17 protein-coding genes and 1 tRNA gene are annotated in these 13,203 nt (G+C 62.5%); 6 read left to right on the top strand and 12 right to left on the bottom strand.

The features are described 5' to 3' along the window. Nucleotides 1-12: 12 nt before the first annotated feature. The 3 genes from MU449_RS06150 to MU449_RS06140 form a co-directional block, all read right to left on the bottom strand. Nucleotides 13-819 (bottom strand): ABC transporter permease, encoded by an 807-nt coding sequence (locus MU449_RS06150; RefSeq protein WP_244737116.1) that lies wholly within the window; start codon nucleotides 817-819, stop codon nucleotides 13-15. After that, nucleotides 816-1,694 (bottom strand): ABC transporter permease, encoded by an 879-nt coding sequence (locus tag MU449_RS06145; RefSeq protein ID WP_244737115.1) that lies wholly within the window; start codon nucleotides 1,692-1,694, stop codon nucleotides 816-818. The genes MU449_RS06150 and MU449_RS06145 overlap by 4 nt, the downstream gene beginning before the upstream one ends. 86 nt (nucleotides 1,695-1,780) lie before the next feature. Beyond that, nucleotides 1,781-3,181: an aminotransferase-like domain-containing protein gene (locus MU449_RS06140; RefSeq protein ID WP_342345646.1), complete on the bottom strand. Its 1,401-nt coding sequence runs from the start codon at nucleotides 3,179-3,181 to the stop codon at nucleotides 1,781-1,783. A gap of 89 nt (nucleotides 3,182-3,270) precedes the next feature. On the opposite strand from MU449_RS06140, the gene MU449_RS06135 reads away from it, so the two are divergent. Next, nucleotides 3,271-3,480, top strand: a complete 210-nt coding sequence (locus MU449_RS06135; protein WP_244737113.1) for a DUF1127 domain-containing protein — start codon at nucleotides 3,271-3,273, stop codon at nucleotides 3,478-3,480. Nucleotides 3,481-3,534: 54 nt separating this feature from the next. Here MU449_RS06135 and rpsI read toward each other — a convergent pair whose 3' ends face one another. The 3 genes from rpsI to MU449_RS06120 all read right to left on the bottom strand — a co-directional run bounded on the left by rpsI (nucleotide 3,535) and on the right by MU449_RS06120 (nucleotide 5,418). Continuing rightward, nucleotides 3,535-4,020 carry a 30S ribosomal protein S9 gene (rpsI, locus tag MU449_RS06130; protein ID WP_244737112.1) on the bottom strand — a complete coding sequence of 162 codons (486 nt, stop codon included), beginning with the start codon at nucleotides 4,018-4,020 and terminating at the stop codon, nucleotides 3,535-3,537. A gap of 2 nt (nucleotides 4,021-4,022) precedes the next feature. Continuing rightward, complete coding sequence (gene rplM / locus MU449_RS06125; RefSeq protein ID WP_244737111.1) at nucleotides 4,023-4,487, bottom strand: 50S ribosomal protein L13; 465 nt, start codon at nucleotides 4,485-4,487, stop codon at nucleotides 4,023-4,025. A 157-nt stretch (nucleotides 4,488-4,644) separates the two neighbouring features. Further along, the gene (locus tag MU449_RS06120; protein ID WP_244737110.1) at nucleotides 4,645-5,418 is read right to left on the bottom strand and encodes an SseB family protein; all 774 of its coding nucleotides are present in this window, start codon (nucleotides 5,416-5,418) and stop codon (nucleotides 4,645-4,647) included. A gap of 156 nt (nucleotides 5,419-5,574) precedes the next feature. On the opposite strand from MU449_RS06120, the gene MU449_RS06115 reads away from it, so the two are divergent. Genes MU449_RS06115 through kdsA form a run of 3 tightly spaced genes read left to right on the top strand, consistent with a single transcriptional unit; the run spans nucleotide 5,575 to nucleotide 8,617 of the window. After that, nucleotides 5,575-6,234, top strand: a complete 660-nt coding sequence (locus tag MU449_RS06115) for an ABC transporter ATP-binding protein (protein WP_244737109.1) — start codon at nucleotides 5,575-5,577, stop codon at nucleotides 6,232-6,234. Beyond that, nucleotides 6,212-7,777: a KpsE/RkpR family capsule polysaccharide export protein gene (locus tag MU449_RS06110; protein ID WP_244737108.1), complete on the top strand. Its 1,566-nt coding sequence runs from the start codon at nucleotides 6,212-6,214 to the stop codon at nucleotides 7,775-7,777. The genes MU449_RS06115 and MU449_RS06110 overlap by 23 nt, the downstream gene beginning before the upstream one ends. Before the next feature lie 9 nt (nucleotides 7,778-7,786). Next, a complete protein-coding gene (gene kdsA / locus MU449_RS06105) occupies nucleotides 7,787-8,617 on the top strand; it encodes a 3-deoxy-8-phosphooctulonate synthase (RefSeq protein WP_244737107.1) in 831 nt (276 codons plus the stop codon). Here kdsA and MU449_RS06100 read toward each other — a convergent pair whose 3' ends face one another. Next, a complete protein-coding gene (locus MU449_RS06100) occupies nucleotides 8,618-8,878 on the bottom strand; it encodes a spike base protein, RCAP_Rcc01079 family (protein WP_244737106.1) in 261 nt (86 codons plus the stop codon). Nucleotides 8,879-9,007: 129 nt separating this feature from the next. On the opposite strand from MU449_RS06100, the gene MU449_RS06095 reads away from it, so the two are divergent. After that, a tRNA-Val gene (locus MU449_RS06095) sits at nucleotides 9,008-9,083 on the top strand. A gap of 189 nt (nucleotides 9,084-9,272) precedes the next feature. On the opposite strand, the gene MU449_RS06090 is transcribed toward MU449_RS06095, so the two are convergent. The 3 genes from MU449_RS06090 to MU449_RS06085 all read right to left on the bottom strand — a co-directional run bounded on the left by MU449_RS06090 (nucleotide 9,273) and on the right by MU449_RS06085 (nucleotide 10,383). Further along, nucleotides 9,273-9,485, bottom strand: coding sequence for a hypothetical protein (locus MU449_RS06090; protein ID WP_244737105.1), 213 nt, complete (start codon nucleotides 9,483-9,485; stop codon nucleotides 9,273-9,275). 125 nt (nucleotides 9,486-9,610) lie between these two features. Then, nucleotides 9,611-9,805, bottom strand: a complete 195-nt coding sequence (locus tag MU449_RS15910) for a ubiquitination-like system serine protease family protein (protein WP_425310079.1) — start codon at nucleotides 9,803-9,805, stop codon at nucleotides 9,611-9,613. Continuing rightward, nucleotides 9,805-10,383 carry an N-acetylmuramidase domain-containing protein gene (locus MU449_RS06085; RefSeq protein ID WP_244737104.1) on the bottom strand — a complete coding sequence of 193 codons (579 nt, stop codon included), beginning with the start codon at nucleotides 10,381-10,383 and terminating at the stop codon, nucleotides 9,805-9,807. The genes MU449_RS15910 and MU449_RS06085 overlap by 1 nt, the downstream gene beginning before the upstream one ends. A gap of 113 nt (nucleotides 10,384-10,496) precedes the next feature. Between MU449_RS06085 and MU449_RS06080 the strand changes: the two genes are divergently transcribed. Further along, nucleotides 10,497-11,159: a hypothetical protein gene (locus MU449_RS06080; RefSeq protein WP_244737103.1), complete on the top strand. Its 663-nt coding sequence runs from the start codon at nucleotides 10,497-10,499 to the stop codon at nucleotides 11,157-11,159. Here the strand turns inward: MU449_RS06080 and MU449_RS06075 are convergent. Then, complete coding sequence (locus MU449_RS06075) at nucleotides 11,126-11,701, bottom strand: hypothetical protein (protein WP_244737102.1); 576 nt, start codon at nucleotides 11,699-11,701, stop codon at nucleotides 11,126-11,128. The two genes, MU449_RS06080 and MU449_RS06075, sit on opposite strands and share 34 nt — an antisense overlap. Nucleotides 11,702-11,914: 213 nt before the next feature. Next, on the bottom strand, nucleotides 11,915-13,027 hold the full coding sequence (locus MU449_RS06070; RefSeq protein WP_425310582.1) for an AI-2E family transporter: 1,113 nt from the start codon (nucleotides 13,025-13,027) through the stop codon (nucleotides 11,915-11,917). Nucleotides 13,028-13,203: the final 176 nt, after the last annotated feature.

Here is a 13,203-nt window from a genome sequence, read left to right as displayed (position 1 = left end):
TCTGAACGGGCTTCACAAGAAACCTCCGGTATCGGTGCCGCCGGACCGGGCGACGCCCCGGCGGCGGGCGTATTCGGCCAGGACAAGCAGCAGGATCGACGCGGCGACAAGGACCGTTCCAAGCGCCATGATGACCGGCACCGATTGCGGGAACCGGAACTGCGAGAAGATGTAGACAGGCAGCGTCACCTGCGTTCCACCCAGGAAAAAGGCGATGATGAACTCGTCCAGCGACAGCGTGAACGAGATCAGCAGGGAGGAGATGATCCCCGGCATGACCAGCGGCAGGATCACGAGGCGGAAGGCCGAGATGGGCGTTTCCCCCAGATCGTACGCCGCCTCCTCCAACGACAGATCGAGGCTTTGGAACGAGGAGGTCAGGATCGCGATGGCAAAGGGCGTAGCCATCAGCACATGGCCAAGGATGATGGTGAACAGCGACAGCGGAATCCCGAGGGCCAGCAGCACCACCAGAAGCGACACCGCGACGATGATCTCCGGCAGGACCAGGGGCAGCATGATCAGGCCCATCAGCGGGCCCTTCCCGGCGAAGCGATAACGGGTGGAGGCGCGGGCCGCGAAGATCCCCAGGGCGGTGGCGATGACCGCGCTGCTGACGGCGATGATCAGCGAATTGCGCAAGGCGGGGCCAAGGCCAGGCGCCTCCCACATGGCGGAAAACCAGCGGGTCGTGAACCCTTGCAAGGGAAAGGCGATGACCGTTCCGTCGTTGAACGCGAACATCGGCAGCAGGACGATCGGCGCGTAAAGAAAGACCAGATAGGCCAGCGCATAGATGCGAAAGAGGCCCCCGCTCATGCCCGGACCCGCGTGTAACGGCGCGTCGCCAGCAACAGCACCGCGCTGAGGATCGCCACGACCCCCATCGCCGAAATCGCGATGGCCGACCCGAGGGGGTAATTGTCCAGCCGCAGGTATTGCAACTGGATCAGGTTTGCGACCATCCGCCCCTCCGGCCCGCCCACAAGCTGCGGTGTCACGTAGTCGCCAATGGTGGGGATGAAGACGATCAGCACGGCCCCCACCACCCCCGGCATCGCCAGCGGCAGCGTGACCCGGCGGAAGGTGGCGAATTTCGATTCCCCCAGATCCTGCCCCGCCTCCAGCAGGGAACGGTCAATCCGTTCCAGCGCGACGAAGATCGGCAGAATGGCAAAGGGCGCATAGGCGTGCGCCAGCGTGATGACGATCGCGTTGGTGTTGTAGAGCAGGAAGGTCAACGGCTCCGAGATCACACCCAGCTTCATCAGGCCGGCATTCATCACCCCGTTATAGCCGAGGATGACCTTCCACAGAAACACACGGATCAGATAGCTGGTCCAGAATGGAATGGTGATCAGGAACAGCCATGTCGCCTTTCGCTGCGGCTTGACGTGGAAGCTGACGAAATAGGCGACGGGAAAGGCCAGCACCACCGTGGCCAGCGTGACGAGCAAGGCCACCACCAGCGACCGGATCAGGACCGAGCGGTAAAGCGGGTTGGTCCAGGTTTCGATGTAATTGGCCCAGGTGAACTCCCGCACGATCTCCAGATAACCGTCCGTCCAGACGCTGTAGAGCGCGAGGAGCGCCAACGGAACCGCCAGCAGCAGGAGGGCATAGATCGCCGGTGGCGCGATGAGGAACAGGCCCCCCCGCGCGTCGGACCCCGGTCCCCGCCCTGTCTGCGCCATGAATCCCTCCGGGCTGGTGTCGCGGCGAATGTGCCCAAGGCCGCGAGACGGTTCAAGAGCGAAGTGGCGCGTGCGGGCAATTCCCCTCAGACCGCCAGATCGGCTGGTGGATTGTTCAGCAGATCCCGCAGTCGCTGCAAGGCGCGTGCATAAAGATCGCGCGGAACGCCCCCCGCGACGGCAAGCCGCACCGCGTTCGGCGCGTGGCCGTTCACCAGCGCATATTCGTCCGCCGACCGGATCAGGATGCCCGCCGCCTGCGCCGCGCGGGTGAAGGTGGAGGATCGCCACCCCGACGGCAGGCGCAGCCACAGGATCGGCAACCCCGGCTGCCACAAGATGTCCTGCGTGGACAGGGATTCCACCATCATGGTCAGGCGGGCCGACAGTTCGGCCTGCACCTCGGCCCGCAGACGCTGGGCCGCGCCGCTTTGAAAAAGGTCCAGCGCCATGTCGGCGACCGGGCGCGGCAAGGAAAAGCTGATATGCTGCGCCGTCAGACGTCCCGCATTTCCCATGCCCCGGGGACAGACAAGATATCCAAAGCGCAGGGCGGCCGAGACGGATTTCGAAAAGCTGCCGATATACCACGTCCGTTCGGGGGCGTGCGCGCGGATCATGGGATACGGGCAATCCGGCACGGTATAACAGTCATCCTCGACGATCTGCAGATCATAGGCGCGGGCGATCACCGCGATTTCCGACCGGCGGTGTTCCGGCATTCGGACGGACGTCGGATTCTGCGCCTCGGTCGTCAGGAACAGGATCTGTGCCTGATGGCGGCGGCAGGCCGCTTCCAACGCGTCGGGGCGCAGGCCATGCTGGTCAAGGGCCACGCCGATCATTTCGGCCCGCGACAGGCGGGCGGCATGGCGAAACCCCGGATAGGCCAGATCTTCGGCCAGCACGACGGGGCGATCCCCACGCAGGCAGCAGTTCAGCACGAGATTGATGCCCGCCTGCCCGCCATAGGTCAGGGCGATGTCATCCTCGTCCACCGGCCCCATCTGCCGATCCGCCACCCAGTCGACCACGGCCAGCCGCAGATCCATCTCGGCGGCCTGGGTCTGATAATCGACATAGTCATCCTCGATCTTGTCGGCCACGCGGAGCATGGCCGACCGGAAGGCCTGCGCCTGCCCCAGATGCGGCAGGCTGGGCGAGCGCAGGTCCACCGTCCCCTGCCCGACCAGAGCGCGGTCCACGATCAACGGTTGCGTCGGCCCCAGTTGCGGCGATGTGGCTGCCACGAAGGTGCCCCGCCCCACGGTCGCCTGCAACAGACCTTCCTGCGTCGCGAGTTGATAGGCGCGCGAGACCGTCCCGGGCGTGATCTCCAGCCGCCACGCCAGATCCCGCACGGTGGGCAGCCGTGATTCCGCCGGCAATGTTCCATTCCGCACCGCATCACGCAGCGCGCGCGATAGCGCGAGATACTTCGGACCTTCATATTGTGTCAGGTCAGGGCACCAATTTGTATCTGTCACAAAAATAATCTCGCCGCGTTGATCAGAGAATGTATATTTATCCGTAGCAGATGATCTGCATTGTATCAATACATGAAAAGGAATGTCCGATGTCGCCCCTGCCTACCACCGTAGTTGCCCCGGCCCGTCCGCCGATCGCGCGGCTGGTCACCGGCTTTGTCTCCAGGCTGGTGGAATGGGACCGCCGCTATCGTGCCAGTCGCCATGTCGCGCAACTGGATGATCGGCTGCTGCATGATGTCGGCCTTCACCGCACGGATCTTAAGAACGCCGCCCCCCGACTGACACGCCGCGACTGAGACATGAAAAAGGCCCGCTGAAACCAGCGGGCCTTTTTGCGATGTCGGTTCGTATCAGCGCTTCGAGAACTGGAAGCTGCGGCGCGCCTTGGCCTTACCGTATTTCTTCCGTTCCACCACGCGGCTGTCGCGGGTCAGGAAGCCTGCGGCTTTCAGGGCCCCACGCAGGGCGGGATCATAAAGCTGCAGGGCCTTGGACACGCCGTGCTTCACAGCACCGGCCTGACCGGACAGACCGCCGCCGGCAACCGTGGCCACGACGTCGAACTGGCCTTCGACATTGGTGATCTGGAACGGCTGGCGCAGGATCATCTGCAGCACCGGACGCGCGAAATACACGGCCATTTCCTTGCCATTGACGGTGACCTTGCCCGAACCCGGCTTGATCCAGACGCGGGCGACCGCGTCCTTCCGCTTGCCCGTGGCATAGGCGCGGCCCTGTGCGTCGCGAACAGCTTCGCGCAGCGGGGTTTCGGTTTGGGCCGGAGCCGTCTCCGACACTGCCGATTTCAGATCGTCGAGGGTCTTGATGTCAGCCATGATCAGGCGCTCCGCGTGTTTTTCGGGTTCAGCGACGCAAGGTCGAGAACGGTCGGCTGCTGCGCTTCATGCGGATGTTCGGCGCTTGCATAGACGCGCAGATTGGTCATCTGCTGACGGCCAAGGCTGTTGCGGGTGATCATACGCTCAACGGCTTTGGTCACCACACGCTCGGGGTGGGCGCCGTCCAGAACCTGGGCCGCAGTGCGGAACTTGATGCCGCCCGGGTGGCCGGTGTGCCAGTAGTAGCGTTTGTCGGCGCGCTTGTTGCCGGTCATCTGCACCTTGTCGGCGTTGATGACGATCACGTTGTCGCCCATGTCCATGTGCGGCGTGAAGGTCGGCTTGTTCTTGCCGCGCAGGATGTTGGCGACGATCGTGGCGAGGCGGCCCAGAACGATGCCTTCGGCGTCGATCAGGATCCACTTCTTTTCGATGTCCGCCGGAGTAGCGGTGAAGGTTTTCATCTCTGAACCCTATCGAAAGTGAGGCCGGACGTGCCTCATGCACGCCTTGCGGATTGATGAGGGTGTATCCTTCACTTCGCCCCGAAGGTCAACCACCAAGAAGCCAGAAGAATTTAGCGAAAACAACGACTTACAAAAAAGGTATTTCAATACCCCATCAGCGAAGCCGCGGCGGACGCTCCGGGTCGCGGCCCGGAGCGGTGGGGGCCGGGCGTTCGGGGGCGACGGGGGCGGGCATCGCCAGACGAAGGCCCAGTTCGGTCATCCGGCGCGCGGCGGGACCGTCTGGCAGGCAGACGACGTCCATCTCGCCCGCCTCGATCCCCGAAAACGTAAGCGCTTCGCCCACGGCGCGGGCCAGAGCCTCCTCCGCGCCGTCGCGCGCGCCGATGAAGGCCAGAAGGTGCCCCCGCCGGCCGTCGGAGTAGGAAACGCCTGCGATCAAGGCGTGCGAGGCCAAGCCCCCGGCCGGGGCAAGCTTCTGCCCAAGCGCGTCCAGCAGCCGCTGCGGCACCTGCGGCGCGTGGAATGCGACCGGCGTCGCCTCGGCGGCCTCCGGGGCGTGGCCCAGCGTTCCCGCCAGCCAGTCCACCGCCTCGGGCGGGAGCAGCATCGCGCTGTCGGCGCCAAGGTTCAAACCCAGCCCCGTGCCCTGCCCCGCCAATTGCTGCGCGATCACCCGGCCCGGCAATGCGGCATAAGCGGCGATCGACCCGGAGAACGCGGCCATTTTCTCCTCGCTGTCGAAGGCCAGGACATAGGGGCCATCCTCCAGCGGAAAGATACGCGGGGTGACGTTGCCGCCCGTCGCCTCCTCCTCCAGCAGCAGGACCAGCTCTCCATCCGCCAGCCGTTCGTAAAAGGCCAGCCGCGCGGTGTCGTCATCGGGATGGGCGGCCATGGCGGCATAGGCCTTGTCGAGGGGGGTCATCGCATCTCTCCAGCTTTGCCTTCTGCCTAACCCTGGGGCGTCAGGACGGCAAGGCGATCTGAATTGTGATGGCGGTCGGCATGATTTAGAAAGGAATTCGACACCAAACCCGGATAATCGGGCAATATACGACCGTGAATCACCGCCAGAGGGACGATGATCGAATTCAACGCCGTCAGCAAATCGTTCTGGACCGGAACGCAGCGCAAGGTCATCCTCGACCGGGCGTCGTTCCGCGTCGAACTGGGGCGGTCCCTCGGCATTCTTGCACCGAACGGAACCGGCAAAACCACGCTGATCAACATGATGGCCGGTCTGGAGAAACCCGACGAGGGAACGATCACCCGCAAGTCGCGCATCTCGTTTCCGCTGGGGTTCATGGGCGGCATCGTCAACAAGCATACGGCGAACGAGAATGCCCGCTATATCGCGCGCCTTTACGGGCTGGACCCCGATTATGTCGAAAGTTTTTGCCGCTGGCTGACGGACATCAAGGAATACTTCGACATGCCGGTCGCGACCTATTCTGCCGGAATGCGGTCGCGGTTCATGTTTTCCTTGATGCTGGCGCTGGAATTCGACATCTACCTTATCGATGAGGGCATGCCGTCCACCACCGATGTCGAGTTCAATCGCAAGGCGGGGATGATCCTGCAGCAGCGCTTGGCCAACGGCACGCTTGTGATCGTGTCGCACCAACCGTCCACGCTGGAAAAGTTCTGTCGCACCGCGGCGGTTCTGCGCAACGGCCAGCTTTACATGTTCGACTCGCTGGAGGAGGCGCGGCGCCTTTATGAATACCAAGCTCACAGCTAAACGTTACAACACGCGCAGCGCGGCGGCGGCCCCGGTTTCTGACCAGAAGCCTGAAAACCTGTTCGAGCCGCAGGATGACGGACTGGGGCCGGGCACCATCCCGCCCGAAAAGGCATCCCCCCCCGTGACCGAGGAGGAACTGGCCGCGGTTCAGGCGGAAGGCCTGACCGGCCGCCAGTTGCGCCTGGCCCGCCGGATCGCCGCCAAGCACAACATCACCGGCCCCTCGGACGAGGCGCTGGTCGTGCTGTTGCGGCGGGCGGGGGTCGATCCGTTGCAGCGGTCGTCGATGATGGATCTCGTGGTGTCCGGCAAGGGCGACACTTCGGTCCAGTTGCCGCAGAAGATCGAACCGATGAAGGTTCCGTCCACCGAACATCGGGCTGAGGAATCGCACCTGCGCGACCTGCGCGAGATCCAGAAGGACATCGCCAAACGACGTCGTCGCAAGGTGACCTATCTGTTCGCGCGCCTGGCGTTTTTCGTGGCGCTTCCGACGGTTATCGCCGGATATTACTTCCATTCCGTCGCCACGCCGCTTTACTCCACCGAATCGCAATTCGTCATTCAACAGGCCCAGAACCCGACCGAATCCGGCGGCTTGGGGGGAATGCTGGCCACGCCATCGCTTTCGACGGTGCAGGATTCCGTTGCCGTTCAGGGCTATCTGCAATCGCGTGAGGCGATGGAGCGTCTGGATGCCGATGAGGGGTTCCGCGAAGCGTTTTCGGGCGACCATATGGATGTGCTGCAGCGTCTTCCGGCAAATCCGACTCTTGAAGATGTCTACAGCACCTACGAAGACAACGTGAAGATTTCCTACGATCCCACGGAAGGGATTGTGAAAATGGAGGTCACCGCACCCGAGCCCGGCGACGTGGTCCGGTTCTCGCAGGCGCTGATCGGATATGCCGAACAGCAGGTGGATCAACTGACCCAACGTATGCGCGAAGACCAGATGGCGGGCGCGCGTCAGGGGTATGAGGATGCCGAGGCGAAGGTGACGCTGGCGCAGGAAAATCTTGTGAACCTGCAGGAGAGGTTCCGCATCATTTCCTCGGATGTGGAGGTGACGCTGGTGACGCAGCAATTGAGCCAGCTTGACACCCAACTTCTGCAGGAGCGTCTGTCACTGGCGCAGCTTTCGGCCAATGCCGCACCGAACGAGGCGCGGATGCAGCCCATTCGCGCCCGCATCGAACGGTTGGAAAGCGAGGTGACGGACCTTCGCGCGCGGCTGACGGAAACCACGGCGGGCGGCGATTCCCTCGCGCGGCTTCAGGCGCAGCTTGCGGTGGCACAGGCCGATGTGGAAACCCGCCAGACGATCATGGCCGATTCCCTGCGCGCCATGGAAACCGCCCGGGTGGAGGCGACGCGCCAAACGCGCTATCTGTCACGCTCGGTCAATCCGGTGCTGCCGGACGAACCCGCCTATCCGCGTGCCTTCGAGAATACGCTCGTGTCGTTTCTCGTGTTTCTGGGCATTTATCTGATGATTTCCATGACCGTCGCGATCCTTCGCGAACAAGTGTCTTCGTAAGGCTGGACCATGAAAACCGTAACCATCGGCAACTGCACCGTCGGCAACGATCGCCCCCTGCTTGTCATCTCGGGCCCATGCCAGCTGGAAACGCTGGATCACGCCCAGATGATCGCCGGCCGTATGGCGGAAATCTGCGCCAAGGCCGGTGCGCAATACGTGTTCAAGGCAAGCTTCGACAAGGCGAACCGCACATCGCTACGCGGGCGACGCGGCGTCGGGATGGAGGCTGGCCTTAAAATTCTGGAGACGATCCGCGCGACCGGCCTGCCCATCCTGACCGATGTGCATGATGTCGCCCAAGCGAAAGAGGCGGCGACCGTCGTGGATGTCATCCAGATCCCCGCCTTCCTGTGCCGTCAGACCGATCTGCTGTTGGCCGCCGGTGAGACGGGCGCAGCGATCAACATCAAGAAGGGTCAGTTTCTCGCGCCTTGGGACATGGCGAATGTCGCGGACAAAGTCGCATCAACCGGAAACGAGCGTATCTTGCTGACCGAACGCGGCGCATCCTTCGGGTATAATGTCTTGGTGGCCGACATGCGCGGCCTGCCGATCATGGCCCGCACCGGTTATCCCGTCATCATGGACGCAACTCATTCGGTGCAGCAGCCGGGCGGCCTTGGCGGCTCCTCGGGCGGGCAGCGTGAATTTGCGCCGGTCATGGCGCGGGCCGCGGTCAGCTTGGGAATTGCGGGCGTCTTCATCGAAACACATGAAGACCCCGACAATTCGCCGTCGGACGGCCCCAACATGATCGCCTTGCGCGACATGGACCGGGTGATCGACAGCCTTATGCAGTTCGATCGGCTGGCCAAGGCCGATCCGCTGCATGTCTGATCAGATCCAGCCGGTGATCTTCTGAGCGGTGGTGCCTGATGCAAGAATGCGTTGGGCAAAAAGGGGATATGTGCCAGCGGGCAGGTCGCCCGTGGTATAAGTCATCCCATCGCCGCCCAGATACCTCAGCGTCCCCCCAACGCCCAATGTCACCCCCCGAATCTCCTCGGTCAGGTCTTGGGTGTCGGACGGTGTGACGGCAACGGCCCCGACGGCGGGCGCCGTGACGCCCTTGTGAAATTTGGCAAAACGGCTTGGCATGATCTGATCCCCTCAAGGCGGCGCGAGATTGCGACTTGAGGGCAATCTGAGCAAACGACCTTAACGAACGTCAAAGCCACCGTTCGGCCCTTGCATTCGGATCAACCGGGGCGATATATGGCCGCGTGGGGGCCGTTAGCTCAGTTGGTAGAGCGTTTCGTTTACACCGAAAATGTCGGCGGTTCGAGCCCGTCACGGCCCACCAAAATCAATAACTTAGCGGTTTTGGTTTTCAAAGTTTCCCAATTTTTCTTTCGATGTTCCCAATGCAGTTCGAAGCGACCTTGAAGCACTGACGGGTCGGCGCGGTCAGCTGTGAGAGGTTTGGCCGCGTGGTGATGATCGTTTACGCGATCAAAACCCCGCCGTGCAAGGCGAGGGCCTATGGTATGGGTCAGTTGCGCGGGGCGTTGACGCGGTCCGGCACGAAGTAACCGGCCAGCAGGCCGATTGCCGCGCCAATCAGCGCCGACATTCCCGGCCCGGCCAGCGAGGGTGCGATGGTCGTCATCACCTCGGCCCATGCGGTGGCCGCTATGACATTCACGCCGGTGCCAGCCAGCAGCTTGTTCGTCGGCAGGGCCGACAATTGGGTTGCGAGTTTCATGGTCATTCTCCTTTGATATTTGGAAGGTCGAGGGTTTGCCCAGCAAGGGCGTGCGTGCAGTCACCTAGGAACTGGATGCGACCGTCGGTGACGAATGAGTGGCAGATGGCTGGATGTCCGCCATCTTAGTCCGCATCGGGCCCGTCGTATGTGACCAGCACCGAGGGCGTGAATGTCGGGGCGTCGGGATTCCCGTTGTAGCCCCACCTCGGTCCGGGGCCGTCACCGACGGTAACCCTATGACGCCACCCGCACCCCGGGCAGTCGAAGAACACGCTTCCGCCGTCTCCGCCGCGCAGTTTTTTCCCAAGCACGCCCATCAGACAGTATCCACGTGAGGAGTGAGGGACGCCCAGGTTTTGGGCCCGATGATGCCGTCCGGCACGAGGCCATGGGCGGATTGGAAGGCGATGGTCGCGTGGCGGGTGTTGTCACCGAACCAGCCGTCGACGGCGCGGGGATCGTGCCCGGCCGCCAGCAGCCGCTGCTGCGCGGTCTTCACCGCTGGGCCGCGCGCGCCGAGGCCGATCTTGGGAAGGGTCGGCGCCAGCACGTCCGGGATGGCCTGCCAGCGTTTGAAAGCAGCAGCGAGGCGGGTCTGATAGCCGTGCTGCGCATAGCCCGCCCCGTTGTAGCCGCGCGCGAAGCCGGACCAGTCGTGACGGCGCAGGTCATCGTCCAAGCCTTCGGATGCTATGAACGCAACCATCGCCTCCAGATGCAGGGCCTCCGCATCGCAGAACGCCGCCATCATGTCGCCGGCATTGGCATAGCCCGCCGCCTTATGATTGAACCCAATGATCTGCTTTAACCCCCACGACGCCGAGCGCAACGTCGTGCGGGCAACATCAGTTGCGGCCAAGGCCAGCGCGCGGCCCGTTAACCCGACTGGGACCATAATGGTCTCCTGATATCAAAAAATCCCGCGCGGTGACGGAGTGGGATAGTCCGGGTCGACGCGACTTCACTTTCCGGACCGCGAGTCGTATGCGGCCTTGAAAGGAGCTGTCGATGCCAACACCAAAACCTGCACGCAATGCGACGCTATGGAACCAAGGATGGATGGCTGCGGGGGCTGCCCTTCTCATTTTGGCCTGGCCGTTCAGCCTGTTTCTGCCGGTTCGGATCAGTTGGGAAAACGGCGTCTTGGAAAACACTCAGGTCGTTGTATTGCTTGTGGCGTCCATTCAGGCATGTCGAACCGCAAGCAGCGACGTAGGCCGCCGGACATACATCTGGTCCGGAGCTGCGATTTTATTGATAATCCTTACGTTGCGGGAATTGAGCTGGGGCGCTGTCTTTCAGGAACCGATCAGCGTGACGACCCACGGACCGACATTCTCATCGTCCCGGCTCTGGTATCGTCCTTTGGTCGCACCGATTATCGGAGCAGCCGCATTTGGCGCGTTGCTCCTGATCCTGTTCGGACGGCCAATCGCATTCCTGAAAGAATGCGCGGCGAATGCATGTCTGCCTTTGATGGAATTTCTGGGATTTGCCATCGCAATGCTCCTTTCCACCGCCGCTGAGAGCCATATGGGCATGAGTCTCGATGTCTGGCCCGGCGATCTGCAGGTTGTCGAGGAAACCGTCGAAACGGCCGCATACATGTTCATTGCCGCGGGATTGGCGAAGACATCCTACCTTGCCACCAGAACGAACAAGACGAGGTAAAGAATGTTTGTGCTCATCCGCCCGGGGTCCGTCGCAGCAAGTTTAACGCCATGGATCAGCGTCTCCCCAAACAGCTCCTTCATGATCCCCTGCCCCGAAAACGCCCGCGCCCCGATCGTGCTGGATAGCCGGACATAGCTGGCCGCCGGATGCCACACCGCCGTGCCGTCCGGACGCAGGAACAGCGGCAGGAAACCCCGCAGGATCAAAAGGTGCATCAGCACCAACACTGCTGTCGCTAGCGTGTGGGCCGTCAGGGTCAGCTCTCTCACCGGTTCAGGCATCGTTCCGCCCCCTCCTACGCTCGGTGAATTCTTTGAAAACCCCTTGCAGGGCAGCACGCTGACGACGGAGCATTTCTGCACCGCGGCCCCGCCTTCCGTCACCTGCCACGGCAGCAAATTCATCTCGCCAATGAACTCGGACAAGGTTGCGAGGTTGCTCATCGCGGTGGTGGATGCGGTTGAGAGCTTCGCGAGCCGTTCGGCGTTGCGCTTCTGGTCGGAAATCCGCCTTCCTGCACCTTCGTCAATCGTCGCCACAGGACCAGCAGTGCGCCAGCCGTCCCTTGCCGCTCGTACCGGGATTGGAACCGCATGGATCGGCACCGTCGCGAAGGAGTGGATACCTCCCCCACTTCCCGAATTGGCCGCTTTTCCGCAAAAATATTGCAGCGGAACCGCGTTTTTTCGTGCAAACAGGCACTTACTTACCCAAAAATGTCGGCGGTTCGAACCCGTCTCGGCCCACCAAACCTACAGTGCCCGCTCCCGCACCCATTCCCGCCAAATCGCAACAAGCAGCGCCATAAGCACCGGTCCGATGAACAGGCCGACCAGTCCCATCGTCTTCACACCGCCGACAAGCCCGAAGAAGGTCGGCAGAAACGGCATTTTCACCGGCCCACCCACAAGAACCGGCCGGATCGTTTTGTCGACGATGAACAGTTCCACCGTTCCCCACAGAAACAAGGCCACACCGGCAAAGACCGAACCGCTGGCCACAAGATAGACCGAGACCAAGGTAAAGGCCAACGGCGCGCCACCCGGAATAAGCGCCATGAACCCCGTGATCACCCCCAAGGCCACCGCCGACGGCACCCCCGCCAGCCAATAAGCGAGGCCCAGGATAACCCCCTCACCGATCGCGATGACCGTCATGCCCATGACGGTCGAACTGATCGTCAGCGGGACCACGCGCGACAGGCGGGTCCAACGGTCCGGCAGAACCCGTGCCCCGACCACGTCGATCTGCGCCGCGATCTTATCACCGTCTTTATAAAACACGAACAGGGCGATCAGCATGAACAGCAAGTTCAACGCCAGGTGAAAGGCAATTCCCCCCACCGTCACCACGCTTCGGTAAACCGATGCGATGGTGTTTCCGCTCGTCAGTTGAATGACCTCGGCAATCGCGCCGGGTCGGCCGACATAGGTTGCCCATTTTTCGTCGATCCAATCCCCGATCTGGGGCAAGGACAGCAGCCATTGCGGCGTGGGCGCCCCTTCGGCATTCACTTGGAAAAGCCAGGCAATCCAGGACTGCAGCTCCTGAAACGCGTAGATCAGCGCAAGGGTCAGCGGCGTCACGAGGAACAGGACGATCACCGCGATGAACAAGGTTGCCGCCAGCAACGAGCTGATCCCGAACCGGGTCCGAACCCGGCAAAACACGGGCCAACTGGCAAAGCTGATGATCATGGCCGCAAGAACCGGAACCAGAAAGCCATGGAAAAAATACACGGCCGCGATCAGGACCAGCAACAGCATCCAGCGCGCGATGGACAGATCACTGATCAGGGGAATACGCGACAACGGATGGGTCTTGACCGTGGCAGTCGCCCTGCCGTCACGTTCCTGCCCCGTCATACGCATTCCACCCCCGTCTGAAGCCGCCTTGACCATGCGCCGGAATGACGACGATCACCAGAGCGAATGCCACCTCCTGTCGCAGTCTTGACCGGATGCACGAACCCATCTGACCAAGTCGCATTCCAAGGACGGGCCGCCCGCCCGAAGGTTCAGGCATCAGCCCCCCGTGGGGG

The sequence above is a fragment of the Falsirhodobacter halotolerans genome (assembly GCF_022899245.1).
Lineage (GTDB): Bacteria > Pseudomonadota > Alphaproteobacteria > Rhodobacterales > Rhodobacteraceae > Falsirhodobacter > Falsirhodobacter halotolerans.
This window is presented reverse-complemented; position numbering and strand designations above follow the sequence as displayed.

Bases quoted from the DNA above. Each gene is read 5' to 3' on its own strand.
- MU449_RS06150 (WP_244737116.1), bottom strand. From the start codon at position 819: ATGAGCGGGGGCCTCTTTCGCATCTATGCGCTGGCCTATCTGGTCTTT.
- MU449_RS06145 (WP_244737115.1), bottom strand. From the start codon at position 1,694: ATGGCGCAGACAGGGCGGGGACCGGGGTCCGACGCGCGGGGGGGCCTG.
- MU449_RS06135 (WP_244737113.1), top strand. From the start codon at position 3,271: ATGTCGCCCCTGCCTACCACCGTAGTTGCCCCGGCCCGTCCGCCGATC.
- rpsI (WP_244737112.1), bottom strand. From the start codon at position 4,020: ATGGCTGACATCAAGACCCTCGACGATCTGAAATCGGCAGTGTCGGAG.
- rplM (WP_244737111.1), bottom strand. From the start codon at position 4,487: ATGAAAACCTTCACCGCTACTCCGGCGGACATCGAAAAGAAGTGGATC.
- MU449_RS06120 (WP_244737110.1), bottom strand. From the start codon at position 5,418: ATGACCCCCCTCGACAAGGCCTATGCCGCCATGGCCGCCCATCCCGAT.
- MU449_RS06115 (WP_244737109.1), top strand. From the start codon at position 5,575: ATGATCGAATTCAACGCCGTCAGCAAATCGTTCTGGACCGGAACGCAG.
- MU449_RS06110 (WP_244737108.1), top strand. From the start codon at position 6,212: ATGAATACCAAGCTCACAGCTAAACGTTACAACACGCGCAGCGCGGCG.
- kdsA (WP_244737107.1), top strand. From the start codon at position 7,787: ATGAAAACCGTAACCATCGGCAACTGCACCGTCGGCAACGATCGCCCC.
- MU449_RS06100 (WP_244737106.1), bottom strand. From the start codon at position 8,878: ATGCCAAGCCGTTTTGCCAAATTTCACAAGGGCGTCACGGCGCCCGCC.
- MU449_RS06090 (WP_244737105.1), bottom strand. From the start codon at position 9,485: ATGAAACTCGCAACCCAATTGTCGGCCCTGCCGACGAACAAGCTGCTG.
- MU449_RS15910 (WP_425310079.1), bottom strand. From the start codon at position 9,805: ATGGGCGTGCTTGGGAAAAAACTGCGCGGCGGAGACGGCGGAAGCGTG.
- MU449_RS06085 (WP_244737104.1), bottom strand. From the start codon at position 10,383: ATGGTCCCAGTCGGGTTAACGGGCCGCGCGCTGGCCTTGGCCGCAACT.
- MU449_RS06080 (WP_244737103.1), top strand. From the start codon at position 10,497: ATGCCAACACCAAAACCTGCACGCAATGCGACGCTATGGAACCAAGGA.
- MU449_RS06070 (WP_425310582.1), bottom strand. From the start codon at position 13,027: ATGACGGGGCAGGAACGTGACGGCAGGGCGACTGCCACGGTCAAGACC.